At 63.0% G+C, this 24,801-nt stretch carries 21 protein-coding genes and 2 pseudogenes; 20 read left to right on the plus strand and 3 right to left on the minus strand.

From position 1 onward, the window contains the following. Nucleotides 1-8: 8 nt before the first annotated feature. From ONR75_RS03675 to ONR75_RS03725, 11 genes are all read left to right on the plus strand, one after another. Nucleotides 9-1,061, plus strand: a complete 1,053-nt coding sequence (locus ONR75_RS03675; protein WP_413776436.1) for a branched-chain amino acid ABC transporter permease — start codon at nt 9-11, stop codon at nt 1,059-1,061. Beyond that, nucleotides 1,061-1,780 (plus strand): ABC transporter ATP-binding protein, encoded by a 720-nt coding sequence (locus ONR75_RS03680; protein ID WP_265081431.1) that lies wholly within the window; start codon nt 1,061-1,063, stop codon nt 1,778-1,780. Before ONR75_RS03675 ends, ONR75_RS03680 begins: the two co-directional genes overlap by 1 nt. Continuing rightward, nucleotides 1,773-2,486 (plus strand): ABC transporter ATP-binding protein, encoded by a 714-nt coding sequence (locus ONR75_RS03685; RefSeq protein ID WP_265081432.1) that lies wholly within the window; start codon nt 1,773-1,775, stop codon nt 2,484-2,486. The genes ONR75_RS03680 and ONR75_RS03685 overlap by 8 nt, the downstream gene beginning before the upstream one ends. A 25-nt stretch (nt 2,487-2,511) precedes the next feature. Beyond that, nucleotides 2,512-3,501, plus strand: coding sequence for an acetamidase/formamidase family protein (locus ONR75_RS03690; protein WP_265081433.1), 990 nt, complete (start codon nt 2,512-2,514; stop codon nt 3,499-3,501). A 13-nt stretch (nt 3,502-3,514) separates the two neighbouring features. Then, nucleotides 3,515-5,254 (plus strand): nitrilase-related carbon-nitrogen hydrolase, encoded by a 1,740-nt coding sequence (locus ONR75_RS03695; protein ID WP_265081434.1) that lies wholly within the window; start codon nt 3,515-3,517, stop codon nt 5,252-5,254. 21 nt (nt 5,255-5,275) lie between these two features. Continuing rightward, complete coding sequence (locus ONR75_RS03700; protein ID WP_265081435.1) at nt 5,276-6,037, plus strand: SDR family NAD(P)-dependent oxidoreductase; 762 nt, start codon at nt 5,276-5,278, stop codon at nt 6,035-6,037. Nucleotides 6,038-6,392: 355 nt separating this feature from the next. Continuing rightward, on the plus strand, nt 6,393-7,601 hold the full coding sequence (locus ONR75_RS03705) for an ABC transporter substrate-binding protein (RefSeq protein WP_265081436.1): 1,209 nt from the start codon (nt 6,393-6,395) through the stop codon (nt 7,599-7,601). 118 nt (nt 7,602-7,719) lie between these two features. After that, complete coding sequence (locus tag ONR75_RS03710) at nt 7,720-8,592, plus strand: branched-chain amino acid ABC transporter permease (RefSeq protein WP_265081437.1); 873 nt, start codon at nt 7,720-7,722, stop codon at nt 8,590-8,592. Then, nucleotides 8,585-9,613, plus strand: coding sequence for a branched-chain amino acid ABC transporter permease (locus ONR75_RS03715; protein ID WP_265081438.1), 1,029 nt, complete (start codon nt 8,585-8,587; stop codon nt 9,611-9,613). The genes ONR75_RS03710 and ONR75_RS03715 overlap by 8 nt, the downstream gene beginning before the upstream one ends. Further along, complete coding sequence (locus ONR75_RS03720) at nt 9,606-10,364, plus strand: ABC transporter ATP-binding protein (RefSeq protein WP_265081439.1); 759 nt, start codon at nt 9,606-9,608, stop codon at nt 10,362-10,364. The genes ONR75_RS03715 and ONR75_RS03720 overlap by 8 nt, the downstream gene beginning before the upstream one ends. Continuing rightward, nucleotides 10,361-11,071, plus strand: a complete 711-nt coding sequence (locus ONR75_RS03725; protein ID WP_265081440.1) for an ABC transporter ATP-binding protein — start codon at nt 10,361-10,363, stop codon at nt 11,069-11,071. The genes ONR75_RS03720 and ONR75_RS03725 overlap by 4 nt, the downstream gene beginning before the upstream one ends. Nucleotides 11,072-11,074: 3 nt before the next feature. Here the strand turns inward: ONR75_RS03725 and ONR75_RS03730 are convergent, their stop codons facing one another. Both ONR75_RS03730 and ONR75_RS03735 read right to left on the minus strand, forming a co-directional pair. Beyond that, nucleotides 11,075-11,500 carry a hypothetical protein gene (locus ONR75_RS03730; RefSeq protein WP_265081441.1) on the minus strand — a complete coding sequence of 142 codons (426 nt, stop codon included), beginning with the start codon at nt 11,498-11,500 and terminating at the stop codon, nt 11,075-11,077. Nucleotides 11,501-11,544: 44 nt separating this feature from the next. Then, entirely contained in the window at nt 11,545-12,456 is a 912-nt protein-coding gene (locus ONR75_RS03735) for a helix-turn-helix transcriptional regulator (RefSeq protein WP_265081442.1), read from the minus strand. A gap of 151 nt (nt 12,457-12,607) precedes the next feature. On the opposite strand from ONR75_RS03735, the pseudogene ONR75_RS03740 reads away from it, so the two are divergent. The 6 genes and pseudogenes from ONR75_RS03740 to boxA all read left to right on the plus strand — a co-directional run bounded on the left by ONR75_RS03740 (nt 12,608) and on the right by boxA (nt 20,087). After that, a pseudogene (locus ONR75_RS03740) lies at nt 12,608-14,157 on the plus strand (benzoate-CoA ligase family protein). Between the two features lie 20 nt (nt 14,158-14,177). Further along, nucleotides 14,178-14,995 (plus strand): annotated as a pseudogene (locus tag ONR75_RS03745) (alpha/beta fold hydrolase). A gap of 6 nt (nt 14,996-15,001) precedes the next feature. Beyond that, a complete protein-coding gene (locus ONR75_RS03750) occupies nt 15,002-15,523 on the plus strand; it encodes a DUF309 domain-containing protein (RefSeq protein ID WP_265081443.1) in 522 nt (173 codons plus the stop codon). A 77-nt stretch (nt 15,524-15,600) separates the two neighbouring features. After that, nucleotides 15,601-17,289: a 2,3-epoxybenzoyl-CoA dihydrolase gene (gene boxC, locus ONR75_RS03755; RefSeq protein WP_265081444.1), complete on the plus strand. Its 1,689-nt coding sequence runs from the start codon at nt 15,601-15,603 to the stop codon at nt 17,287-17,289. Between the two features lie 86 nt (nt 17,290-17,375). Then, complete coding sequence (boxB, locus tag ONR75_RS03760) at nt 17,376-18,821, plus strand: benzoyl-CoA 2,3-epoxidase subunit BoxB (RefSeq protein WP_265081445.1); 1,446 nt, start codon at nt 17,376-17,378, stop codon at nt 18,819-18,821. Nucleotides 18,822-18,896: 75 nt separating this feature from the next. After that, nucleotides 18,897-20,087 carry a benzoyl-CoA 2,3-epoxidase subunit BoxA gene (gene boxA / locus ONR75_RS03765; protein ID WP_265083526.1) on the plus strand — a complete coding sequence of 397 codons (1,191 nt, stop codon included), beginning with the start codon at nt 18,897-18,899 and terminating at the stop codon, nt 20,085-20,087. A gap of 41 nt (nt 20,088-20,128) precedes the next feature. Here the strand turns inward: boxA and ONR75_RS03770 are convergent, their stop codons facing one another. Further along, a complete protein-coding gene (locus tag ONR75_RS03770; protein WP_265081446.1) occupies nt 20,129-21,007 on the minus strand; it encodes a LysR family transcriptional regulator in 879 nt (292 codons plus the stop codon). A gap of 137 nt (nt 21,008-21,144) precedes the next feature. Between ONR75_RS03770 and ONR75_RS03775 the strand changes: the two genes are divergently transcribed. From ONR75_RS03775 to ONR75_RS03785, 3 genes are all read left to right on the plus strand, one after another. Continuing rightward, nucleotides 21,145-22,143: a Bug family tripartite tricarboxylate transporter substrate binding protein gene (locus ONR75_RS03775; protein ID WP_265081447.1), complete on the plus strand. Its 999-nt coding sequence runs from the start codon at nt 21,145-21,147 to the stop codon at nt 22,141-22,143. A 105-nt stretch (nt 22,144-22,248) separates the two neighbouring features. Continuing rightward, nucleotides 22,249-23,430, plus strand: a complete 1,182-nt coding sequence (locus ONR75_RS03780; protein ID WP_413776488.1) for an ABC transporter substrate-binding protein — start codon at nt 22,249-22,251, stop codon at nt 23,428-23,430. 79 nt (nt 23,431-23,509) lie between these two features. Continuing rightward, complete coding sequence (locus ONR75_RS03785; RefSeq protein ID WP_320109688.1) at nt 23,510-24,679, plus strand: muconate/chloromuconate family cycloisomerase; 1,170 nt, start codon at nt 23,510-23,512, stop codon at nt 24,677-24,679. Nucleotides 24,680-24,801: the final 122 nt, after the last annotated feature.

Consider the following 24,801-nt stretch of genomic DNA (forward strand, 5'->3'; position numbering starts at 1 on the left):
GTGTTTTGATGTCTCTGTTCCGACGCCTCGAGGGGCCGCAGACGGTGGGGCGCGGTCCGGCCTTCTGGTCGCTGTTCGGCGTGGTGGCGCTGGCAGCGCTGGCCTACCCGCTGATCAGCGACGGCTACACGGTGGGCAACACGGTGTACTTCTTCGTCTGGGTGTTCATCGCGCTCAGCCTCTGCCTGATCTGGGGTTATGGCGGAGCGCTGTCGTTCGGCCAGACCGCGTTCTTCGGCATCGCCGGCTACTTCTATGGCATCCTGACGATCAATTTCGGCTCGGCCTATGGCCTGACGCTGGTGGCGATGCTGCTGGCGATCGGCGTGGCCGCGCTGGTGGCGGTGCTGCTCGGCTACTTCATGTTCTTCGGCCGCATCGAGGGCGTGTTCCTCGGCATCGTCACCCTCGCGGTCACCCTGATGCTGGAGCGCTTCATGGCGCAGACTGCCGGGCCGGAATGGCGGATCGGTAGCGCGCGGCTGAACGGCTTCAACGGCATGAGCGGGATGCCGCCGCTCACCATTCCGTGGTTCGACGGGCCGATCGTGCTGTTCGCCGACGTGGGCCTCTACTACTTCGTACTGGCGCTCGTCATCGTGGTCTATCTCGGCCTGCGCATTCTGGTGAACTCGTCATTCGGCAACGTCATCGTCGCGATCCGCGAGAATCCGCAACGCGCCGAGATGCTGGGCTACGACATCCGGAAATACCAGCTCATCAACTTCGTGATCGGCGCGGCGCTGGCGGGCATGTCCGGCGTGCTCTACACCGCTTGGGGGCAGTACATCACGCCGTCCAGCATGGGCATGACCTCAGCGGCGCTGCCGTTGATCTGGGTCGCGGTCGGCGGTCGCAGCGACCTGACATCGACCCTGATCGGCACGCTGGTGGTGCTGGCCGGCTTTCAGGCACTCACAATCTACGGCAGCCAGTACGCGCTGGTGGTGATGGGCGTGCTGTTGCTGCTGACGGTGCTGATCGCGCCGAACGGCCTAGTGCTCGGTGCGATGAACTGGGTGGCGGGACTGATCTCGCGCAGCAAGCGGGAGCAGAACTGATGGCGCTTCTCGAATTGCACGACCTCAACAAGCACTTCGGCGGTCTGCACGTCACCAATGCGGTCAATCTCGCCTTCGAGCCCGGTGAGATCCATTGCCTGATCGGCCCAAATGGTGCCGGCAAGAGCACGCTGTTCCGGCTGATCCTCGGCGAATACCGGCCGGGCTCCGGCGCAATCCGTTTCGCCGGCGAAGACATCACCGCGCTGAAACCGTTTGCCCGGATAGGGCGCGGCATGTCGGTGAAGTTTCAGGTGCCCGGCATCTTCAAGGGCCTCGCGGTCCGGCAGAATCTGGAGATCGCCCTGCAACGCACCCATCGCGGTGCCGAGCTCGATCAGGAGATCGACCGGCTGCTGGCGTTCCTCGGACTCGAGGCCGAGCAGAAGCAGACCGCGGGCAATCTCAGCCACGGCCAGAAGCAGTGGCTGGAGATCGGCATGGCGATCAGCCTGAAGCCGCGGATGCTGCTGCTCGACGAACCGACCGCCGGCATGTCGCCGGAGGAGACCTTTCAAACCGGCCAGATGGTGCAGCGGCTCAATGCCGAAGGCATGACGGTGCTCGCGGTCGAGCACGACATGGCGTTCGTGCGGCAGGTCGCGCAGCGCGTCACCGTGCTGCATCTCGGCCAAGTGTTCGCGCAGGGCACGATCGAACAGATCATTGCCGACGAGCGCGTCGCCGCGATCTATCTGGGGCAGGCTCATCATGCGTAAGGAAGTCATCCTCAATACGGTCGGCCTGCGCGCCGGCTATGGCGGCAAGCCGGTGCTGCAGGGCCTCGAGATCGAGGTGCGCGAAAGCGAGATCGTCGCGGTGATCGGCCGGAACGGTGTCGGCAAATCCACGCTGATGAAAAGCCTGATCGGGCTGGTGCCGCCGATGGACGGCTCGATCGTGTTTCGCGGCGAGGCGATCGAGACGTTGCCCGCGTTCCGCCGGGCGCGGCTCGGTATCGGCTATGTGCCGCAGGGGCGCGACGTGTTTCCGCGGCTCACCGTCGGCGAGAACATCGCGGTCGGCGCGGCGATCAAGGGCCGCCTCACGGACCAAGCCAGGAAAAACATCATCGAGACCTTTCCGATCCTCGGCGAACGCTGGAGCCAGGCGGCCGGCACGATGTCCGGTGGCCAGCAGCAGCAGCTGGCGATCGGCCGGGTGCTGGTCGCCGATCCCCAACTCATTCTGCTCGACGAACCCTCGGAGGGCATCCAGCCCAACATCGTGCAAGATATCGCGCGCGACATGGTGGCGCTGAATCGCAAGACCGGCGTCACAATCATTTTGGTCGAGCAGAACCTCGACATGATCCGGGCCATGGCACAGCGCTGCTACGTCATGGAAAAAGGCCGCATCGTCGCCGATCTCGATCGCAGCGCGCTCGACGACGAAGCGGAAATGCGCCGCCACCTCGCGGTTTGAAATCAACAACGAAAAGGAGCTCATCATGGACTGGCAAGCGGATTCGATCATGACGCGGAAGGGCGTCGCCAAGGGCGTGGCCGGCGCGAGCTACACAATCACCGAGGCCGAGCAGGGCAAGTATCACTATGTCTACGGGCCCTATGTCGACCCGATCCTGACTGTTGATCCCGGCGCGGTGGTGTCGGCCGAGACCCATGACGCCTTCGAGGGCGCCATCAAGTCAGAGACCGACATTCCGTCGAAGATCCTGAACTTTCCCTTCCTCAACCCGCAGAACGGTCCGATCTATGTCAACGGCGCCGAGAAGGGCGACGTGCTGGCGGTCTCGATCAAGAGCATCGTGCCGCGTGGGCCGCAGCCGCGCGGCACCACGGTGGTGATGCCGGAGTTCGGCGGCCTGGTCGGCACCGGGCAGACCGCGCTGCTCAATCCTGCGCTGCCGGAGCGGGTCAAGAAGCTCCACATCGATCTGGAGACCGGCACCAAATGGAACGACAAGATCACGCTTCCCTATGAACCCTTCATCGGCACCATCGGCACCTCGCCGGAAATCGAGGCGATTTCCTCGCTGGTGCCGGATTACTACGGCGGCAACATGGACCTGCCGGATGTCGGCGTCGGCGCCATCATCTATCTGCCGGTCAACATCAAGGGCGGGCTGCTGTATCTCGGCGATTGCCACGCCGCCCAGGGCGATGGCGAATTGTGCGGCGTCGCGATCGAGCATCCCACCGTCACCACCCTGCAGATCGACCTGATCAAGGGCTGGAACATTCACTGGCCGCGGCTGGAGACCAAGGACTTCATCATGTGCATCGGCTCGGCGCGGCCGATGGAGGATGCCGCGCGCATCGCCTATCGCGAGCTGTGCCGCTGGATGGCCGCCGATTACGGCTTCGAGGAGATCGATGCCTACATGCTGCTGACCCAGACCGGCCGGGTCCGGCTCGGCAACATGGTCGATCCGAAATACACGCTGGGCGCTTCGATCAAGAAGTCGTTTCTGATCTGAGAGGAGAACGGCGATGTCGCGCAAGATTCAGGTTGCCACCGTCCAGTTCGAGCCCACCATGTTCGAAAAGGAGCGCAACATCGCCGACCTTCTGGCTCTCTGCGAGCAGGCAGCACAGGCCGGCGCCCGGCTGATCGTGACGCCGGAAATGGGCACCACCGGCTATTGCTGGTTCGACCGCGCCGAGGTCGCGCCCTATGTCGAGCCCATTCCCGGGCCGAGCACCGATCGCTTCGCCGCGCTTGCGAAGAAGTACGATTGCTACATCGTCGTCGGCCTGCCGGAGGTCGACGACGACGGCATCTATTTCAACTCCGCTGTGCTGATCGGTCCGGATGGCTTGATCGGCCGGCACCGCAAGACCCATTCCTATATCGCCGAGCCGAAATGGGCGGCGGCCGGCGACCTGCACAACCAGGTGTTCGAGACGCCGATCGGGCGCATTGCGATCCTGATCTGCATGGATATCCATTTCATCGAGACAGCGCGTTTGATGGCGCTCGGCGGCGCCGACATCATCTGCCACGTCTCCAACTGGCTGGCCGAGCGGACGCCGGCGCCGTACTGGATCAGCCGGGCGTTCGAGAACGGCTGCTACGTAATCGAAAGCAACCGTTGGGGGCTGGAGCGCACGGTGCAGTTTTCCGGCGGCAGCTGCGTGATCGCGCCGAACGGCGAGATCGTCGCGGTGATCGACGGCGGCGACGGCGTGGCGCTGGCGGAGATCGATCTCGATGCGGCGCGGGCGCGAAGGGTCGCCGGCGAGCCCGTGTTTCGGCGGCGCCGTCCGGAGCTCTATCCGGAATTGCTGACCGACACCTTCAGCTGGAATCCGCGCGACTTCTTCACGCTGTATGGCCATGCGCCGTGGCCGGAGGGCAAGGCCTCGCGGGTCAGCGTCGCGCAATTCGCGCCGAGCGCCGATGTCGACGCCAATCTCGATCGCATCGTTGCGCTGGCCCGCAAGGCCAAGGCGGACGGCGCCGAGCTGGTGGTGTTTCCCGAATTGGCGGTCGGCGGCCTGGTCGACCCGGCGTCGGCCGCGCAGCTTGTTCCTGGCGTCGCCACCGATCGGCTCAGTGCGCTGGCCCACGAGCTGTCGCTCTATCTGGTCTGCGGCATCGCCGAACGAGCCGGCGACCTCTGCTACAACAGTGCGGTGCTGATCGCGCCGGACGGCGCCTTGACGGCCTATCGCAAAACTCATCTTACCGAAGACGAGCGCAGCTGGGCGACCGCAGGCGACGACTGGACCGTGGCCGATACCCCGCTCGGGCGGATCGGGATGCTGATCGGCCATGACGCGATGTTTCCGGAAGCAGGGCGCGTGCTGGCGCTACGTGGTTGCGACCTCATCGTCTGCCCCGCGGCAATCACGACCCGTTTCAGTTCGCCCCATGCCGGCACGACCATCGCGCAGTCGGCGCCGATCCCGACCGGCGCCGACCGATATCACTGGCATCACTTCCGCGTCCGCGCCGGCGAGAACAATGTGTTCCTCGCCTTCGCCAATGTCATCGATCCCGTGCACGGCTATGCGGGATTGAGCGGCGTGTTCGGCCCCGACACCTTTGCCTTTCCGCGCCGCGAAGCGATCGTCGAAGACGGTGAGGGCGTCGCCACGGTCACGATCGACACCAGCAATCTCGACTGCGTCTATCCGACCAATGTGGTGCGGCGGAAGGACCTGGTATCGATGCGGATGCCGCACAGCTATCGGCCGCTGGTCCAGGCGGTGGCGGGAAATTCCTGACACGCGACAAAGGAGCACAACATGGATCTGGGATTGAAGGGTGCAAAGGTGCTCGTGACCGGCGGCACCAAGGGGATCGGCCGGGCGACTGTCGAGACCTTCGCTGCCGAGGGCGCGCATGTCGGCGTCTGCGCCCGCAACGCGGCGGAAGTCGAGGCGACCGTTGCCGCGCTGAAGGCCAGGGGCGTTGCAGCCTATGGCGGCGTGGCTGATGTGGCGGACGCGACGGCGCTGAAAGCCTGGGTGGAGACGATGGCGAACCAACTCGGCGGCATCGATGTCGTGGTCGCCAATGTCAGCGCGCTGGCGATCGGACAGGATGACGAAAGCTGGGAAAAGGAATTCGCTACCGACATGATGGGCACGGTACGGCTGGTCAACGTCGCGATGCCCTATCTCGAACGCAGCGACGCCGCGGCGATCGTTACGGTGGCAAGCGTATCGGGCCGCGAGATCGATTTTGCCTGTGGTCCCTACGGGACTTTCAAGGCGGCGATCATCCATTACACGCAAGGCTTGGCCTATCAGCTTGCCGGCAAGAACATTCGCGCCAATTCGGTGTCGCCCGGCAACACCTATTTCGAAGGCGGCGTCTGGGACCAGATCAAGCACGGCAATCCGGAGCTCTACAACACCGCGCTGGCGCTCAATCCGACCGGCCGGATGGGCACGCCACAGGAAATGGCCAATGCCGTAGTGTTCCTCGCCAGTCGGGCGGCGAGCTTCATCACCGGCACCAATCTTGTGGTCGACGGCGCGCTGACTCGGGGTGTGCAGTTCTGACGCCATAAGCTTGCTGAAAGCGATCGCATGGCAGCGGTGTCGAGCATCGCCGCCCGCTGGAACGATATCAGCGGTATCGACAAGCACGATTTGACATGGGGCGGCCATACGCCGACGTAACCGGTGCTGGCCGGTGCCGCCTGTGGCGCGAGGGCTGCGGATCGTCGCTGCGACAGTCGCCACGAGATCTCTTCGTGGTCACGACCTCATGATGTCGATCAATGACATGCATTATAATTCTTGCAACGCGGCCGATTCATGAAATATGGTGCCTGAATGTGACGGATCAGGTCCGCACGTCGCCGATAGGTGGGGTTCAACCGACCACGGTTCATATTTTGAGGGGAGACTGCTCATGGCCATCGATGATTTCATGCGGCCGCTGTCGCGACGCGGCCTGTTGTCGGGCGCGGCGGGTGCCGCAACTCTGGCCGCCGCAGGACCGTTTAGGTCGGCGGCCTTCGCGCAAAACGCGCCCCTGAAGGTCGGCATGATGCTGCCCTACACCGGCACGTTCGCCAAGCTCGGCCAGTTCATCGACGATGGTTTCCGGCTCTATGTCGAGCAGAAGGGCGGCAAGCTTGGTGGGCGTGAGATCGCCTTCGTGCAGGTCGATGACGAGTCGAAGCCCGAAGCCGCCACCGACAACATGAACCGTCTGGTCGGCCGCGAGAAGGCCGACGTCGTCGTCGGCACCGTGCATTCCGGCGTTGCAATGGCCATGGTCAAGGTCGCGCGCGATACCAAGACGCTGCTGATCATTCCCAACGCCGGCGCCAACGATGCGACCGGCCCGGCCTGCGCGCCGAACATCTTCCGCACTTCGTTCTCGAACTGGCAGAGCACCTACCCGATGGGCAAGGTGATGGCCGACGCCGGCATCAAGAACGTCGTCACCATCTCCTGGCGCTATACCGCAGGCGCGGAGATGGTTGGCGCGTTCGCCGAGAATTTCACCAAGAATGGCGGCAAGGTCCTTGCCGACCTCACGGTGCCGTTTCCGGAAGTCGAGTTCCAGGCGCTGATTACCCAGATCGCCACCTTGAAGCCGGACGCGGTGTTCAGCTTCTTTGCCGGCGGCGGTGCCGTCAAGTTCGTGAAAGACTATGCGGCCGCAGGCCTCAACAAGACCATTCCGCTCTATGGGGCCGGCTTCCTGACGGACGGTACCATCGAGGCGCAAGGGGCTGCTGCGGATGGTATCAAGACGACGCTGCATTACGCCGACAACCTCGACAATCCGGCCAATCTCGCCTTCCTCAAGGCGTTCAAGGCCAAGACCGGCAAGGACGGCGATATCTATGCGGTGCAAGGCTATGACGCTGCGGCCTTGCTCGATATCGGCCTGACCGCCGTCGGCGGCGATTTCACGGCGCGCGACAAGATGCTCGCGGCCATGGGCGCCGCCAAGATCGACAGTCCGCGTGGGCCGTTGTCCTTCAACAAGGCGCACAATCCGATCCAGAACATCTATCTGCGCGAAGTCCGGAACGGCCGCAATGAGCTGGTCTCGATTGCCCAGGCCAACGTCGACGATCCCGCGCGCGGCTGCAAGATATCGTGAGGCCACGGCCGTGACGGGCCCCGTATTGCGCTCGTCGCGGCCGGTCGTTCGAAGCACGCAAGCCGTCTGCCGGCAGTGGCCTTGACGTCAGGCATCATCATACGAACTGGACTCAAGGATGGACCTTATCACGTTCGGCGTTCAGCTTCTGAACGCAGTCCAGTACGGCACGGTGCTGTTTCTGGTTGCGAGCGGCCTGACGCTGGTGTTCGGCATTCTCGGAGTCATCAATCTCGCTCATGGCGCGTTCTATATGCTGGGCGCCTATCTCGCTTACTGGCTGACGCTGGTCACCGGCAGCTTTGCGCTGGCCATGCTGGGCGGCGTCACGATCGCTTTCATCGCAGGTATGCTGCTTGAGACGATGTTCGTGCGGCTGTTGTACGGTCGCGATCATCTGGCGCAGGTACTGCTCAGCTTCGGCCTGATCCTGGTCATCGACGAGGTCCGGCAACTTCTGTTCGGCAAGGATGTCCACGCGGTGGCACCGCCGGCATGGTTGTCGGGATCGATCCAACTGACGGACAATCTTTCGTATTCCGTGTACCGACTGGCGATCTGCATCTTCTGTCTTTGCGTGGCCGTCGCCATCTTCCTGGTCATCAGCCGCACCAAGATCGGCATGATCGTGCGGGCCGGCGCCGAGAATCGCGAGATGGCGCGCGTGCTCGGTATCAAGTTCGATCGCGTCAATCGCTACGTGTTTGCCGTCGGAATTGCGCTGGCAGCGCTGGGCGGCATCGTCATCGCGCCGATCTCGACGGTGTTTCCCGGGATGGGCGATGGCATGCTGATCCTGTCCTTCGTGGTGATCGTGCTCGGCGGCATCGGATCCGTGGCGGGCGCCGCGGTCGGAGCGCTGCTGATCGGGCTGACCGATACGTTTGGAAAAGTATTCTTTCCGAGTGCATCCAGCATTCTGATCTACGTGCTGATGGCGGCCGTGCTGATTTGGCGTCCCAGCGGAATTCTCGGACGGCCCAATGCCTGAGTCGAAAGCATCCGGCCTGCCGAGGCTGCTGGCCATGGCAGCGTGCCTTGCCATCGCGGTCGTCCTGCCATTCGTCGCGCCGGTTTACTACGTCCAGTTCTGCGCCAAGGTGCTGATCATGGGGATACTGGCGATGGCGCTCAACCTCGCCGTCGGGCATGGCGGGCTGGTCAGCCTGTGCCATGCCGCCTTCTTCGGACTCGCCGGCTACGTCCTTGCGTTGATGTCGCCGGGCTACGACGCGGCATCGTTTCTGCTGTCGTTTCCTCTGGCCGTCGCCGCGTCGACTGCGATGGCGCTGGTGATCGGTGCCCTGGCGCTGCGGACCCGCGGCATCTATTTCATCATGGTGACGCTGGCATTCGGCGAGATGCTGTTCTTCTTCTTTCACGACACCCGGGTCGCGGGAGGATCGGACGGCATATCGATCAATGTCCGCCCGGAAGTCGCGATCGGCGGCTATCAGTTGCTCGATCTCGACAAGCCGATCGTGTTCTATTTCGTGGTGCTGGTCTGCCTTATCGGCGTGATGGCTCTGCTCACGATGATCGTCAACTCGCCATTCGGCCATGCCCTGGCGGCAGCCCGAGACAATGAACGGCGCGCGCGTTCGCTGGGCTTTCCGATCTTCCGTCTGCGGCTCACGGCCTTTGCGGTGTCCGGTGCCCTGGCGGGCGTTGCCGGCTATCTGGCGGCCTCGCAGTTCGGATTCGTCGCACCGCAGATGCTTGGATGGCACCAGTCGGCGACGGTGCTTGTCATGGTTCTGATCGGCGGACTGCGGTCGGTCACCGGGCCTCTAGTCGGGGCTATCGTTCTTATTGGCCTCGAGGAAGTGCTGAAGGCAAACATCGAGCACTGGAAACTCGTCGAGGGGCTCGTCATCATCGCGATCGTCGTCCTGCTGCCCAATGGGGTCCGGCAAATCTGGTCGATGATCGCCGGCCCGGCCTCCGATGCCGCTTCGGACCGGCCACGCCCCGATGCCAAGCCCGCGACGGCGGAGGTCGGTCATGGCTGAGGTCGTGCTTCGTGCCGAGCATCTGCAAAAGCGCTTCGGTGGGCTTGTCGCCGTATCCGGCGTGTCGATCGAGGCTCACCTCGGCGAGATTCACGCCGTCATCGGTCCGAACGGTGCCGGCAAGTCGACACTGATCAATCTGCTATCCGGCGAACTCTTCGTCAGTTCCGGCCGCATATCGATCGGCAAGACCGATGTAACGTCGCTTGCACCGGACCGGCGCGCCCGCGCAGGCCTCGGTCGCGCTTACCAGAAGACAACCCTGTTCACGAAGTTCAGCGTTCAGGAGAACGTCAGGCTGGCTGCACAAGCGCGCTCCGGCGCGCCGCTGCGCATGTTTGGCGGCATTCATGCCGACGTCGAATGCGAAAGACGGACGGCAGAAGCCATCGACAGGGTCGGATTGCATGGCCGCTCGCTGGTGATTGCGGATCGTCTGAGCCACGGCGAACAGCGGCAACTCGAAATTGCCATGGTGCTTGCCACCGATCCCCGCATCGTCCTGCTCGACGAACCGCTCGCCGGCATGGGGCAGTCGGAAGCGCGCGCCATCATTGCCCTAATCGCATCGCTGAAGGTGGATCGCGCAGTGCTGCTGGTCGAGCACGACATGGATGCCGTCTTCGAACTCGCGGATCGTCTCACCGTGATGCAGGATGGCTCGGTCATCGCCACAGGTTTGCCGCAAGAGGTGCGGGCGCATCCATTGGTGCGGTCGGCCTATCTCGGTGCGCACGGAGATAGTCCATGACGTCATTGCTCGAGACGGAACGGCTCGATGCTTTCTACGGCGTCAGCCAGATCCTGCACGGCATCGATCTGAAATTTGCGCGCGGCGAGCAGGTGGCGCTAATCGGTCGCAACGGCATGGGCAAGACCACTCTGTTGCGCTCGTTGATGGGGCTGCTGCCTGGCTGCCGCGGGACACTCCGGCTGCACGGCAAGGATATCCGGCGCGCGCCGCCCGAGACGATCTCCCGCCTTGGCCTTGCCATGGTGCCGGAGGGCAGGGGCGTGTTCGGTTCGTTGTCCGTCACGGAAAACCTCGTCATGGCGGCCCGTGCCGGCAATGAAGGGCGTCACGACTGGACCCTGGCCAAGGTCTTCGATCTGTTTCCCCGTCTTCATCAGCGCCGCAACAATGGTGGCCATCAGCTCTCAGGCGGCGAGCAGCAGATGCTGACCATCGGTCGAGCGCTGATGACCAACCCCGACATGATCATGATAGACGAGGCGACCGAAGGCCTCGCGCCGCTGGTCGCACAAGCCATCTGGCAGACGATTGGCGTTATCCGGGGCGAAGGGATCGCGACGCTCGTAGTCGACAAGGATTTTCGCAGCCTTTCCAGGGTAGCCGATCGTATGCTCATGCTATCGAAAGGCTGCATCGTCTTCGATGGTACGCCCGCTGCGCTCGCAAGCCGGCAGGACCTGCTTGAGCGCCATCTCGGCATCTAGCACTTATGACGCGACGACGGTCAGGCCGCGATGACTGGCCGCCACGATATTGTCCGTGAGCGGCTCGGGCCACTGCACGACGAGTTGACCGAACAGGTCGTCGAGGCCGCTTTGCTCGATCGCATCGTAGAAGTACGGCGTCGCGGCGCGGGCGATGAAGCTGTGAAGCAGATGCGCCGCATCGTAGTCGTAGACGATGTCGCCGGGGACGATGCCTTGTCGACGCAGCAGGAAGGTCCGCAGGCCGGTGAGGTGGGCCCGTCCGCCTTCAGTCGCTGCGAAGGACATGACCAGAGCCTCGTGGGCAATCTGCGGGCCGTCCTGCATCCGGTCATACATCGGCAGCGCATTGGCGCCGATCACGTCGGCCATGCTGCGGAAATCAGCCGACATGTCTTCGGGGTGCAAGGTGTTGCGGATCGCGATCATGCCATCGGGATCGAAGCCGCGCGCCTGCAGTATTTCGCCTAGGGTCACGACGCGGCGCTGCGCAGGCCGAACGCTTCGGCGTTGGCGTTGAGCATGCGGGACGCGGCGTTGATCAACTGCGAGGCCGCCTTGTCCTCGCTGAGACCCGCAGTATCGACGGTCATCGACGCGCGGGCATAGAGCGGCTCGCGGCTGAGCAGGATGGTCCGCAGTTCCTGCATCGCCGATCGATCGTCTGCCATCGGGCGCAGGTCTCCCTGGCGCCGGACCCGGGCCATATGCTCTTCCGGCTTTGCCTTTAGCCAGATCGTATAGAAGGACGACAAGATGCGGTCGAAGGTCAGCGGCTCCGAGACGATTCCGCCGCCGGTAGCGAGAACGATCGGCTCCTTGCTTGTCAGCAGGTTGTTCAGCGCCGCCTGTTCCATGCGCCGAAAACCCTCCTGGCCATACAAAGCGATGATCTCGGCGACCGAAAGCCCGTTCCGCTGTTCGATCTCTTTGTTGAGTTCGACGAAGGTCCAGCCGATCTTGTGCGCCAGCAGCTTTCCGAGCGTCGATTTCCCGGCGCCGCGAAGCCCGATCAGCGCGATTCCGTTGAACGGCGTGTGGAGATGCGGCTTGCTGTGGCCGCGACCGGCCAGAATATCCTTGGCCTGGGCAATCTGGGCCGGCGTCGCGCCGCGGACGAGGTCGCGGATCACCGGCCACTCTTCCAACGTTTCCCCGACCGGAATGAGGTCTTCGAGAGGTGTGCCCATGGCCAGCGCAACGCGCCGCAGCAGCACGATGGAAACGTTTCCCTTGCCACCCTCGAGTTGCGCGATGTAGCGCTCCGAAATGCCCGACACCTTGGCAAGCACCTTGCGCGACATACCGCGGAGTCCGCGCATCGTGCGCACGCGCTGACCCAGCTCAACAAGGAATTCGGTCTCTGGATCGGGCTGTTCAGTCATCGGGTTCGGTTCTGGTCGAGTGCAATGAAACATAATGCCGAAAAGAATTGACAGCAACCAACTCAACTGACTTTATATGAATTATAATTCATAAAAGTCAGGGGTTGACCGTGAAAAACGGCGATGAACGCACCAAGGGTGCAGCGGCATCATGAGTGGGCTGTCCGATTCTTACAATGCGGTGACCTGGCTGCTGGATCGCAACATCGCAGAAGGGCGTGGCGACAAGCTCGCTTTCACGGACACCGTATCCGATCTCACTTACGGCGGCTTGCAGGCCAGGAGCTGTCAGCTTGCCAACCTGCTGAAGCGCCTCGGCGTCCGGCGCGAAGAGCGCGTCGCGATGATCATGCTGGACACGGTCGATTTCCCCGTGGTGTTTCTCGGCGCTATGCGGGCCGGCATCATCCCGGTGCCCTTGAATACGCTGCTGACGAGCGAGCAATACGCCTACGTCCTCGCCGACTGCCGTGCGCGGGTGCTTTTCATTTCGAGTGCGTTGCTGCCGGTGGTGCGGGATATGCTCGGGCGGCTGCCGGATCTCGAGCACGTCGTGGTCGCCGGCACCAAGGTCGATGGCCACAAGTCGCTCGTCGACGAAATGGCCGGCGAGAGCGAAACTTTCGCAACCGTCGCCACCCACGCGGACGAACCGGCATTTTGGCTGTACTCGTCGGGATCGACGGGAATGCCGAAGGAGTCCGTCACCTGCACGCCAGCCTGGAGGCGACGGCCACGACCTATGCTCGCCAGGTGTTGGGCATTCGCGAAGACGACGTCGGGCTGTCTGCGGCGAAGCTGTTCTTCGCCTATGGTCTCGGCAATGCGCTCACTTTCCCGATGTCGGTGGGTGCCACCACGGTGCTGAATTCCGAACGGCCGACCCCGGCGACGATGTTCGGCTTGATGCGCCGCTATAATCCCAGCATCTTCTTCGGCGTTCCGACCCTGTTTGCGGCGATGCTGAATGACGAAGCCTCCAAGGATCAAGGCGGATTCACGCGTCTGCGCGTCTGCACCTCCGCCGGCGAGGCGCTGCCCGAGTCGGTCGGCAACAACTGGAAGAGCCGTTTCGGAGTCGACATTCTCGACGGAGTAGGCTCGACCGAACTCCTGCACATTTTTCTGTCGAACAGGCCGGGGGACGTTCGATACGGTACCTCGGGCCGGCCAGTGCCGGGCTACAGCGTTCGTCTGATCGACGAAGCGGGGCTGGATATTGCTGATGGCGAGATCGGCGAACTGCTCGTCGATGCGCCGTCGGCCGGAGAGGGCTACTGGAACCAGCGCAGCAAAAGCCGGCGCACCTTCGAGGGACACTGGACGCGCACGGGCGACAAATACGTCCGCGATTCCGAAGGGCGCTATACTTTCTGCGGTCGCGCCGATGACATGTTCAAGGTTTCAGGCATCTGGGTTTCGCCTTTCGAGGTTGAAAGCGCGTTGATCACGCATCCCGCGGTGCTTGAAGCCGCCGTGATCCCGGAAGCAGACGCCGAAGGTCTGCTGAAGCCAAAGGCGTTCATCGTGCTGAGGCCGATGGCGCTGTCGGATGGCCTGCACGAATCGCTGAAGGACCACGTGAAGCAGAAGATCGGTCCGTGGAAATATCCACGGTGGATAGAGGTGGTTGAGGCTCTGCCGAAAACGGCCACCGGCAAGATCCAGCGTTTCAAGCTGCGCGACGGCGCCGCTGTCTGAAGAAGAGAATGGAGTATCCCATGAGCGCTTTGAAGCCTGTCGGCATGCTGACGATTGGATCGTCCAATCTTGAATACCGCATGATAGGCCCGGCGCCAGGCGACGCGCCGACGATCGTGTTGCTGCATGAGGGGCTTGGCTCCGCCGCTCTGTGGGGCGATTTTCCGGATAGGCTGCAGCAGGCGACGGGCGCGGGCGTATTCGTCTATTCGCGCGCAGGCTACGGCGCTTCAAGTCCGGTCACACTGCCGCGCCCCTGGACTACATGCATGTCGAAGCGCTCGAGGTGCTGCCCCGCCTGCTCGATGCGATCGGCTTTCGGCGTGGACTGCTGGTCGGACATTCCGATGGCGCCTCGATCGCGACGACTTATGCCGGCGGCATCCAGGATCATCGTATTCGCGGCGTCGCGCTGATCGCTCCGCATTTTGTTGTCGAGGACATCACGGTGCAGTCGATCGCCGAGATCAGGAAGTCTTACCAGCAGGGCGATCTGAAACCCAGGCTGGCGCGTTGGCACAGCGATGTCGACAATGCCTTCTATGGCTGGAATGGTGCGTGGCTCGATCCCGCATTCCGCAACTGGGATATTTCGGACTTTCTCGCTTATGTCCGCGTCCCCATACAGATCGTGCAGGGCGCTGACGATCACTACGGCACGATGAAGCAGATCGAGATTGCCGAGGCGGAGTGCTATTGCCCCGTCGATGTCGAGATCATTGCGGGCGCGGCACATTCACCGCATCGCGAGGCTGCGGATGCGACCTTGCTGGCGGTCACGGAATTCGCAAACAGGCTGCTTCAGTTTCATGGCGAGGGCGCGCTGCGCGCCGCGTGACAGCGCATGGTTACCGCCTGCATGCCGCTCCCGCGCTGGGCCTGGGCAACCGGCGAGGGCCGGCAGTCTGCCGATCATGAAACGCTGGACCGCGCCAAGGCCATGGTGCCGGCGCGATATGATGACGGCTTCGTTCCCGCGAATGACGCCGCGCTTCGCTATGGCCTTGCGCTCAACGACGCGGGCTTCTTCTGGGAGGCTCATGAAGTCCTCGAAGCGGTCTGGAAGGCCGCCCCGCAGGGCGGCCGCGATCGGATCCTGCTCCGCGCCTGCATTCAGGTCGCCAATGCCAACCTGAAGCGGAAGCTGAACAAGGCCAACGCCATGCGCAAGTTGTTGAATGAGGTTCTAGCCGATCTGATCGAACTTGAGGCGCGGCTCCCGACCGGGCCTGCCACCAGCTTTGCCGCGCAATTTGATCGAAGACCGCTCCGCGCCGCGATCGCAGAGCAGTGTGAGAGACCCGGGGAAACGCTCGACGGTGGCGCGCTTCAACATGAAATAAAATACAAGTTACTGGCGCCATGAAAGCTTGACCGCGCGACATCATGCATTATTGTGCATATCACCAGCGGCGGGGACGCCGATAAATTCAGGGTGGATCCATGGCTGCTGAGCAACGCGTTCTCGCGAACGGTGCGACATTCATCGACTTTCAAACGGATCCGTCGCGCTACCGGCATTGGAAGCTGGAGGTGGACGGCGACGTCGCAACGCTCACAATGGATGTGGATGAGAATGGCGGCCTATTCGAAGGTTACCTGCTCAAGCTGAATTCCTACGATCTCGGCGTGGATATCGAGCTGGCAGATGCCGTGCAGCGGCTTCGCTTCGAGCATCCCGGCGTCAAGGTGGTGGTGCTGCGCTCCGGCAAGAATCGCGTGTTCTGCGCCGGTGCCAATATTCGCATGCTCGCCGGCGCCACCCACGCGCACAAGGTCAACTTCTGCAAGTTCACCAACGAGACCCGCAATGGTTTCGAGGATTCCAGCGAATACTCGGGCCAGCGTTTCATCACTGTCGTCAACGGTACGGCGGCGGGCGGCGGTTACGAACTGGCACTGGCCACCGATCACATCATCATGGCCGACGACGGCTCCGCGGCCGTGTCGCTGCCGGAAGTGTCGCTGCTCGCGGTGTTGCCGGGCACTGGAGGCCTGACCCGCGTCGTGGACAAGCGCAAGGTTCGCCGCGACCATGCTGACTATTTCTGCACGATCGAGGAAGGCATCAAAGGCAAGCGCGCCGTCGCCTGGCGGCTGGTGGACGAGATCGTTCCGAACAGCAAGCTCGAAGCCAAGATCACGGAGCGCACGAAAGAGTTTGCGGCCGCTTCGAAGCGCAACGGCAACGGGCAGGGCATCACGCTGTCACCGATCAGCCGAAGCGTGGACGAGGCGGGACTCCGCTATGGCCTGGTGAGCGTGGATATCAACCGCACAGATCGCGTGGCGACAATCTCCATCGCAGCGCCGGACCAGTCGGCTCCGGCCGATGTCGATGCCATGATTGCGCAGGGCGCCAGCTTCTGGCCATTGCAGGTCGCACGCGAGCTGGACGACGCCATCCTGCATTTGCGCATCAACGAACTCGAAACGGCAATGCTCGTGTTCAAGTCCCATGGCGACAGCAGCAATGTGCTGGCCCATGATGCTTTCCTCGAAGCCGACAAGGCGCACTGGCTGGTCAACGAGATCAGGCTGTACTGGAAACGTGTGCTGAAGCGGATCGACGTCACATCGCGCACGCTGGTCACGCTGGTCGAGCCCGGCTCCTGTTTCGTCGGTACGCTGGCCGAGCTCGTATTCGCCGCCGATCGCTCCTACATGCTGATCGGGCAGAAGCAGGGCGACAATCGCGCGCCGCCCGCCATCGTGCTAAGTGCGATGAACTTCGGCCCCTATCCCATGAGCCACGGCCTGACACGGCTGCAGTCGCGCTTTCAGGCTGATCCCGAAGATGTTGCCCGCGCCGAAGCCCGGATCGGTGAGCCGCTCGATGCCGAAGCTGCAGAGGAAATGGGACTCGTGACGTTTGCCCTCGACGATATCGATTGGGATGACGAGGTCCGCGTGTTCTTCGAAGAACGCGGCAGCTTTTCGCCGGACAGCCTCACCGGCATGGAAGCCAACCTGCGCTTTGTCGGCCCCGAGACGATGGAATCGAAAATCTTTTCACGGCTGACCGCCTGGCAGAACTGGATTTTCCAGCGTCCCAATGCCGTCGGCGAAAACGGCGCGCTCGGCCGCTATGGCACCGGGCAGAAGGCACAATTCGACATGACGCGCGTCTAGCGGCGGGCTGCAAGAGCTGCGTCGTCTACAGCCCTTAGTCATCCGTACATCGAGCAATCAACGACACCCCCACGGGAGATCACGCCATGAACATCATGAACGTCGACTACAGCACCAAGATTCCCAACAATGTGAATCTCACCGAGGATCGGCAGGTACTCAAGGCGCTCGAGGGCTGGCACCCGGGCTATCTCGACTGGTGGAACGACATGGGGCCGGAGGGTTTCCAGGAGTCGCTGGTCTATCTGCGGACGGCTGTATCGGTCGATCCGAAAGGCTGGGCCAAGTTCGACTACGTCAGGATGCCGGAATATCGCTGGGGCGTGCTGTTGGCGCCGCAGGACACCGAGCGCAAGGTGAACTTCGGCGAACATATGGGCGAACCTGCCTGGCAGGAAGTCCCCGGCGAATACCGCGCGATGCTGCGCCGGCTGGTGGTGATCCAGGGCGACACCGAGCCCGCATCGGTCGAGCAACAGCGCCATCTGGGGAAAACGGCGCCGTCGCTTTACGACATGCGCAACCTGTTCCAGGTCAATGTCGAGGAAGGCCGTCATTTGTGGGCGATGGTCTATCTGTTGCAGAAATATTTTGGCCGCGACGGCCGCGAGGAAGCCGACGACCTGCTGCGTCGCCGTTCGGGCGATGCCGACGCGCCGCGTATGCTCGGGGCCTTCAACGAGGCGACGCCGGATTGGCTGTCATTCTTCATGTTCACCTTCTTCACCGACCGCGACGGCAAGATGCAGCTCGAAAGCCTGGCCCAGTCCGGCTTCGATCCGCTATCGCGCACCTGCCGTTTCATGCTGACGGAGGAGGCGCACCACATGTTCGTCGGCGAGACCGGCGTCGGCCGCGTGTTGCAGCGAACCTGCGAGGCGATGAAGGCGGCAGGAATCGAAGATCCCAACGCTATCGAAAAGGTGCGTGCGCTCGGTGTCATCGATCTGCCCACCATCCAGAAGAAGATCAATCTGCATTACTCCCTGTCGCTCGACCTGTTCGGTTCCGAAGTGTCAACCAATGCTGCGAATTTCTACAATTCCGGATTGAAGGGGCGGTTTCAGGAAACCAAGATCGAGGACGATCACCGGCTCACCAACGACATCTATCAGGTCCTCAAGTTTGTCGACGGCGAGATCAAGCTGGTCGATGAGCCGGCTCTCACCGCGCTGAACATGCGGCTGCGCGATGACTACACGGCCGATTGTGCCAAGGGCGTCGAACGCTGGAACAAGATCATCGAGAAGGCAGGCGTCAATTTCCGTTTCGAACTGCCGCACACCGCGTTCCATCGCCAGATAGGCGAATTCCGCAACGTCAATGCGACGCCGACCGGCATCGTTCTGAACGACGGGGACTGGGCGCGGGCGAAGAGCAATTATCTCCCGTCGACGGAGGACGGTGACTTCATCTCGTCGCTGATGGTGGCGGTCAGCGAACCCGGGAAGTATGCAGATTGGATCTCCGCGCCAAAGGTCGGCATCGACAACAAGCCTGGTGATTTTGAATACGTCAAAATCGCCGCCTGATAACGAGCGCCGGACGGTGCGAAGTCACTCGCTTCGCCACCGTCCGGCGTTGCTACAGAACGCCCGAGAAACGTGATGAACGCTCCTTTGAAACAGCACCTGATCGACCCCGAGATCTGCATCAGGTGCAACACCTGCGAAGAGAGCTGCCCGATCGACGCCGTCACGCATGACGACAACAACTATGTCGTCAATGCCGAAATCTGCAATTATTGCATGGACTGCATTTCGCCGTGTCCGACGGGCGCGATCGACAACTGGCGCGTCGTCGCTGCGCCGTACTCTCTGGAGGAGCAGCTCTCCTGGAGCGATCTTCCTGTTCAACAGGAGCTCGACAACTCCGGCGACGGCGGGGCCATCGAGGCGCTGGAGGACGATATTGGAGCTTTGCTCGAAGAGGCCCGCAAGGGCCTCGGCGGCAAGCCGGTCGCGCCGCCATCGGCGAGCAAGCCTTCCGTCAATCTCTATAACCGCGGCAAGCCGGCGATTGCCACGGTGACGGGCAACTTCCGGCTCACGCACGCCGACGCGGATTCGGATGTGCGGCACATGATCCTCGATTTCGGCGACCAACCGTTTCCGGTTCTGGAAGGGCAGAGTATCGGCGTCGTCCCGCCGGGCACTGACGCAGAGGGCAGGCCGCATCAGGTCCGGCTCTATTCGATCGCCAGTTCGCGCGATGGCGAGAAGCCGAACGCCAATAATCTCGCGCTCACCGTGAAGCGTGAGACCGACGGCGTCTGCTCGAACTATCTCTGCGATCTGCCGCGTGGCGCCAAGGTGCAGGTGACCGGCCCGTTCGGTGCCACCTTCCTGCTGCCGAACGATCCCGCCGCCAATATCCTCATGATCTGCACCGGCACGGGATCGGCCCCGTTCCGGGGCTTCACGGAACGGCGACGCCGCGCGATGCCGAGTGCGTCCGGTCGCCTGACGCTGTTTTTCGGGGCGCGTCGTCCGGAAGAGCTGCCGTATTTTGGCCCCCTGCAGAAGGTTCCTGAGAAGTTGCTCAAGAAACACTTCTGCTATTCGCGCGTGCCTGGTGAAGCGCGAGTCTATGTGCAGGACCGTATCCGCAGTGAGGCAGCTGCCGTGACCGCGCTTCTGAACGAGACGCAGACGCACATCTACATATGCGGTCTCAAGGGCATGGAAAGCGGAGTGGAGGAAGCCTTCTCAGACGTCTGCCGGGCGGCTTCCATCGACTGGAGCACGCTGAAAGCGGGTATGCGGGCGAGCGGACGTTACCACGTCGAGACGTATTAGGGCGTCCCGGAAGATGTCGGCTTGTCCTGCGCCTCGCCCGGTTAGAGGCTCCTGGTCGTGCTGCGAGCAATAGCCATGAAAGCGCGGGCGGCGGCGGTCTGGTAGCGGTGAGCATCCCATACAAGCGCTCCGGAACGGCGGATCCACGGCGGGCCGATCGGGATCATCGCGAGGTCTTTCCGGGCATTCAGGCTTCGATCCGCCAGGACGGTCGGCAAGCCCCGGATTTTGCCAGTTCGATCAACGCCTCGACCGAATCCATCTCGACACGGACATCGAGCTTTATATCTGGGGCGAGCAGAATCGTCGAGAATGCGCCGCGTGGCGAATGCCGTTGTCAGCAGCGCCAGCGGACGGCGCGCCAACGCTACCAGCGAAATGGATTGCTGCGGCGGGCGGTTCTGCGATTTCGCGAGAACGAGAACCAGCCGCTCCTCGAACAATCGATCGGCGCCCAGTTCGGGGTGCTGTGGCGGATCGAAGGCGATCCCGAGGTCGAGGTGCCCGGACAGAATGCGCTGCTCGATGCTGCGCGCGTTGTTGGCCTCGACGCTCAGGCGAACGTTGGGACACTGTTCGCTGAAGCGGCTGATGATGGTCGGCAGGAAGGCGGTGCTGTAGGTGTGGATGACACCGACGCGAAGGGTGCCGCTCATGCCGCCTTCCAGTTCGGCAATCGCGGTGCGGGCGGCCTCGGTCTGCACCATCAGGCGCTGGGCATGTTCACGGAGCGCAACGCCCGTCGCGGTCAGTTGCATGCCGTTGGGTGTTCGATCGAAAAGAACGGTATGCAGTTCCTGCTCGAGGGCGCGAATCTGCTGTGACAGGGTCGGTTGGGATACGCCCAGAACCTCCGCAGCCTTCGCCATGCGCCCGTGCGCGGCAATCGCCAGAAAATAGCCGAGGCGGCGCGGGTCCATGCCGATTACATCTTCCTATCGCATTGATAGCTTTTCTTCTATTGGCCTATGACGCCCCCCATGCCACTGTTTGTCAACATTGGATTTGGTGCGGCGTCTGCTTTGCCATCCTCGAGCAAAATCGAACGGGAGGCTTCATGCAGTCACGACGGACCTTTTTGGATCGTGCCGCCATTGTGCTGGCGGCGGTCGGTTGTGTCGCGATCGGTGCAACCGGCGCAGCCGCGCAGCAATATCCCACCAAGCCGATCCAGTTGATCGTCCCCTTTGCGGCCGGGGGCGCCGCTGACATCATCGGACGGACGATTGCCGAGAAGTTGGGCCAGATCTACGGCCAGCAGGTCATTGTCGATAACAGGGCGGGGGCAGGGTCGAACATCGGCATCAACGCCGCCGCCAAGAGCCCGCCGGACGGCTACACGCTGGTGCTGGCGTCGATCGCCGTGGCGGTCAATCCCTGGCTGTTCAAGTCGATGCCGTACGATCCCGCGAAAGACCTGACGCCGCTGACCCTGGCGCTGGAGACACCGAATGTGGTGCTGGTGCCGGCCTCCTCGTCGATCAAGAACATCAAGGACCTGATCGCCTTCGCAAAGGAGAGGGCAAAGACGGGTGGCGCGACCTATGGCTCCGCGGGCATCGGATCCTCTCTGCATCTGGCCGCCGAAATGTTCCGGCAACAGGCCAATGTCGAGCTGACCCATGTGCCCTATCGCGGTTCGTCGCCGGCCCTGACCGACTTGATGTCCGGGCGGATCGACCTGATGTTCGACAATGCCTCGACGGCGCTTCCGCAGGTGCAGGGCGGCAGCGTCCGCGCTATCGCCGTGACCACCAAGGAGCGCATTGCGGCGTTGCCGGACGTGCCGACGATCGCCGAATCCGGCGTGCCGGGCTTCGAGCTTGCCAACTGGTGGGCCATTTTCGGTCCGGGCCATATGCCCCCGGAACTGGCGGAGCGCGTCAGCGCGGATATCCGCAAGATCCTCGCCGACCCGGATGTGCAGAAGCGCTTCGCGGACGTCAGCGGTCGCGTGATCGCGTCGACGCCGCAGGAGCTGGCCGCACACCTGGCGAAGGAGAGCGCCAAGTGGAAGCAGGTGGTCGATGCCGCCGGGATCCGCGGCAGCCAGTAACGGCAACGTCTCCCACCACACGATCGATCACTCAGAAATATCAAGCGAGCGCCAGTCGCGTGAGCGCTCATGGAGAACGATGTGAAGAAGTTGCTTTCAGGTTTCATGGCATCCGTGGTGCTGTTCGCGGCATCGACCGCATCGGCGCAGGAAACCAAGCCGCTCAAGCTCGGCGCAGTGCTCGACATGTCCGGCCTGTTCGCCGACATTACGGGGCCGGGCAGCGAAGCTGCTGCCAAGATGGCTGTCGAGGATTTCGGTGGCGAAGTGCTCGGCCGCAAGGTCCAGATCGTCGTCGCCGACCATCTCAACAAATCGGACCTTGCCGCCAACTTCACCCGGGAAATGATCGACAACCAGGGCGTCGAGGCGATCGTCGACGTGGCGGGCTCGGCCACGGCACTGGCCGCGGCCGAAATGGCCAAGGCGCGCGGCAAGATCATCATGTTCAACGGTCCGGGCGCCGTCCGGCTGACCAACGAGGCCTGCGGTCCGTACATGGTCCACTACACCTACGACACCTACGCGCTGGCCAGCGTCACCGGTCTCGCCACGGTGAAGCGCGGGTTGAACAGCTGGTTCTTCCTGACGGCGGACTATGCGTTCGGCCAGGAGCTGGAGCGCGACACTTCAAACATCGTCATCAAGGCCGGTGGCAAGGTGCTCGGCAGCGTCAGGCATCCGATCAACACCTCGGACTTCTCCTCGTTCCTGTTGCAGGCGCAGAGTTCGAAGGCCAACGTGATCGGTCTCGCCAATGCCGGCGGCGACACCATCAATGCCATCAAGCAGGCGGCTGAGTTCGGCCTGACGCAGTCCGGTCAGAAGATGTCGCCGCTGCTGGCGTTCATTTCGGACATCGACAGCGTCGGGCTTGAAACCGCGCAGGGCCTGTTGCTTGCCGAAGCGTTCTATTGGGACCTCAACGACGAAACGCGCGCCTTTTCCAAGCGGTTCATGGAGCGCACCAAGCGCGCGCCAACGTCCGCGCAGGCAGGCGTCTACTCGTCGGTGACGACCTATCTCAACGCCGTCAAGAAGGCCGGCACCGTCGAGTCGTCCGCCGTGATGAAGGTCATGAAGGAAACCCCGATCAACGACATGTTCGCCAAGAACGGTCGGATCCGCGAAGATGGCCGCATGGTGCACGACATGTACCTGTTCGAGGTGAAGAAGCCCGCCGAATCGAAGGCGCGCTGGGATGACTACAAGCTGCTCGCGACCGTCTCCGGCGACGACGCGTTCCAGCCGCTCGCAGCTTCGCGCTGCCCGCTGATCAAGAAGTAGTCCGTGAAATGGCGGATCGCCGGCGATAGGGCCGCGATCCACTTCGAGAGCAGCCCAGCATAGCAGGAAGATGCCGATCATGAGCACCCCCGTGGCCATTCGCGTCGAGGCGGTTGAAACCATCCTGGTCGACGTGCCGACGATCCGTCCGCATCGCCTGTCGATGCATACGATGAACAGCCAGACTCTCGTTCTCGTGATGATCCGGTGTTCGGACGGCACGGTGGGGATCGGCGAGGGTACCACCATCGGTGGCCTCAGCTACGGCGAGGAGAGCCCCGAAGGCATCAAGCTGACGGTGGGCACATACATCGCATCCGCGATCATCGGTCAGGACGCGTCGCGCGTCGCCGTGCTGATGAACGAGGTGAAGCGGCGCGTCAAAGGCAATCGTTTCGCCAAATGTGCGGTGGAGACGGCATTGCTCGATGCGCTCGGCAAGCGACTCGGCCTGCCGGTGTCGGAGCTGCTCGGGGGACGGCAGCACGACACCTTGCCTGTGGCCTGGACGCTGGCCAGCGGCGACACCGGGCGCGATATCGAGGAGGCCGAGCAGATGCTCGCCGCGCGCCGGCACAACATTTTCAAGCTGAAGATCGGCCTGCGCTCCGTCGACGATGACGTGGCGCACGTCGCGGCCATCAAGAAGGCGCTGGGCGACCGCGCGAGCGTGCGGGTCGACGTCAACCAGGCGTGGAGCGAGCCGGACGCGCGGCGCGGCATTCCGGCGCTGGAAGCGGCCGGCGTGGACCTCATCGAGCAGCCGCTGTCGCGCGACAATCGCGGCGCCCAGTCCCGCCTCAGCGGTCGGTTCGCCGTGCCGATCATGGCCGACGAGGCCTTGCACGGCACCACCGACGCTTTCGATATTGCCGCGCGCGGGGCGGCCGACGTCTTTGCGCTTAAGATCAACCAGGCCGGAGGTCTCTACGACGCGGTGAAGATGGCGGCGATCGCCGAGGCCGCGGGCATCGGCCTGTACGGCGGCACCATGCTTGAGGGCGGCGTCGGTACTGCAGCGTCAGCGCAGGCGTTTTGCGTGCTGCCGAAACTGGCATGGGGGACCGAGCTGTTCGGTCCGCTGCTCCTGACCGAGGAGATTCTCGCGACGCCGCTGCGTTACGGCGACTTCGTGTTGCAGGTGCCGACGGGCCCCGGCATCGGCGTCGAACTGGACATGGACCGGGTCGCCTTCTTCCGCCGCGATGGCTACACGCCGCGCATTCATCCTTCCCGCTCAACGGCATGAGTTTGAGGCGCGTAAGGAATATTTGAACAGCGCGCCCGGTGCTTCTCGCAAGTTGCGGAATACAGGCCGAGCGCTATAGACCCCGTGACTCGCTGCGTTTGCATCGCGTGTCAGATTGAGCA

It is taken from the genome of Rhodopseudomonas sp. P2A-2r, from assembly GCF_026015985.1.
Classification (GTDB): Bacteria; Pseudomonadota; Alphaproteobacteria; order Rhizobiales; family Xanthobacteraceae; genus Tardiphaga.

Excerpts from the sequence above, each read along its gene's own strand:
- ONR75_RS03675 (WP_413776436.1), top strand. The coding sequence starts at position 9 with ATGTCTCTGTTCCGACGCCTCGAGGGGCCGCAGACGGTGGGGCGCGGT.
- ONR75_RS03700 (WP_265081435.1), top strand. The coding sequence starts at position 5,276 with ATGGATCTGGGATTGAAGGGTGCAAAGGTGCTCGTGACCGGCGGCACC.
- ONR75_RS03725 (WP_265081440.1), top strand. The coding sequence starts at position 10,361 with ATGACGTCATTGCTCGAGACGGAACGGCTCGATGCTTTCTACGGCGTC.
- ONR75_RS03750 (WP_265081443.1), top strand. The coding sequence starts at position 15,002 with ATGGTTACCGCCTGCATGCCGCTCCCGCGCTGGGCCTGGGCAACCGGC.
- ONR75_RS03710 (WP_265081437.1), top strand. The coding sequence starts at position 7,720 with ATGGACCTTATCACGTTCGGCGTTCAGCTTCTGAACGCAGTCCAGTAC.
- ONR75_RS03780 (WP_413776488.1), top strand. The coding sequence starts at position 22,249 with ATGGCATCCGTGGTGCTGTTCGCGGCATCGACCGCATCGGCGCAGGAA.
- ONR75_RS03775 (WP_265081447.1), top strand. The coding sequence starts at position 21,145 with ATGCAGTCACGACGGACCTTTTTGGATCGTGCCGCCATTGTGCTGGCG.
- ONR75_RS03785 (WP_320109688.1), top strand. The coding sequence starts at position 23,510 with ATGAGCACCCCCGTGGCCATTCGCGTCGAGGCGGTTGAAACCATCCTG.
- boxB (WP_265081445.1), top strand. The coding sequence starts at position 17,376 with ATGAACATCATGAACGTCGACTACAGCACCAAGATTCCCAACAATGTG.
- ONR75_RS03730 (WP_265081441.1), bottom strand. The coding sequence starts at position 11,500 with ATGATCGCGATCCGCAACACCTTGCACCCCGAAGACATGTCGGCTGAT.
- boxC (WP_265081444.1), top strand. The coding sequence starts at position 15,601 with ATGGCTGCTGAGCAACGCGTTCTCGCGAACGGTGCGACATTCATCGAC.
- ONR75_RS03735 (WP_265081442.1), bottom strand. The coding sequence starts at position 12,456 with ATGACTGAACAGCCCGATCCAGAGACCGAATTCCTTGTTGAGCTGGGT.
- ONR75_RS03720 (WP_265081439.1), top strand. The coding sequence starts at position 9,606 with ATGGCTGAGGTCGTGCTTCGTGCCGAGCATCTGCAAAAGCGCTTCGGT.
- ONR75_RS03705 (WP_265081436.1), top strand. The coding sequence starts at position 6,393 with ATGGCCATCGATGATTTCATGCGGCCGCTGTCGCGACGCGGCCTGTTG.
- ONR75_RS03685 (WP_265081432.1), top strand. The coding sequence starts at position 1,773 with ATGCGTAAGGAAGTCATCCTCAATACGGTCGGCCTGCGCGCCGGCTAT.
- ONR75_RS03690 (WP_265081433.1), top strand. The coding sequence starts at position 2,512 with ATGGACTGGCAAGCGGATTCGATCATGACGCGGAAGGGCGTCGCCAAG.
- ONR75_RS03680 (WP_265081431.1), top strand. The coding sequence starts at position 1,061 with ATGGCGCTTCTCGAATTGCACGACCTCAACAAGCACTTCGGCGGTCTG.
- ONR75_RS03695 (WP_265081434.1), top strand. The coding sequence starts at position 3,515 with ATGTCGCGCAAGATTCAGGTTGCCACCGTCCAGTTCGAGCCCACCATG.
- ONR75_RS03770 (WP_265081446.1), bottom strand. The coding sequence starts at position 21,007 with ATGGACCCGCGCCGCCTCGGCTATTTTCTGGCGATTGCCGCGCACGGG.
- boxA (WP_265083526.1), top strand. The coding sequence starts at position 18,897 with ATGAACGCTCCTTTGAAACAGCACCTGATCGACCCCGAGATCTGCATC.
- ONR75_RS03715 (WP_265081438.1), top strand. The coding sequence starts at position 8,585 with ATGCCTGAGTCGAAAGCATCCGGCCTGCCGAGGCTGCTGGCCATGGCA.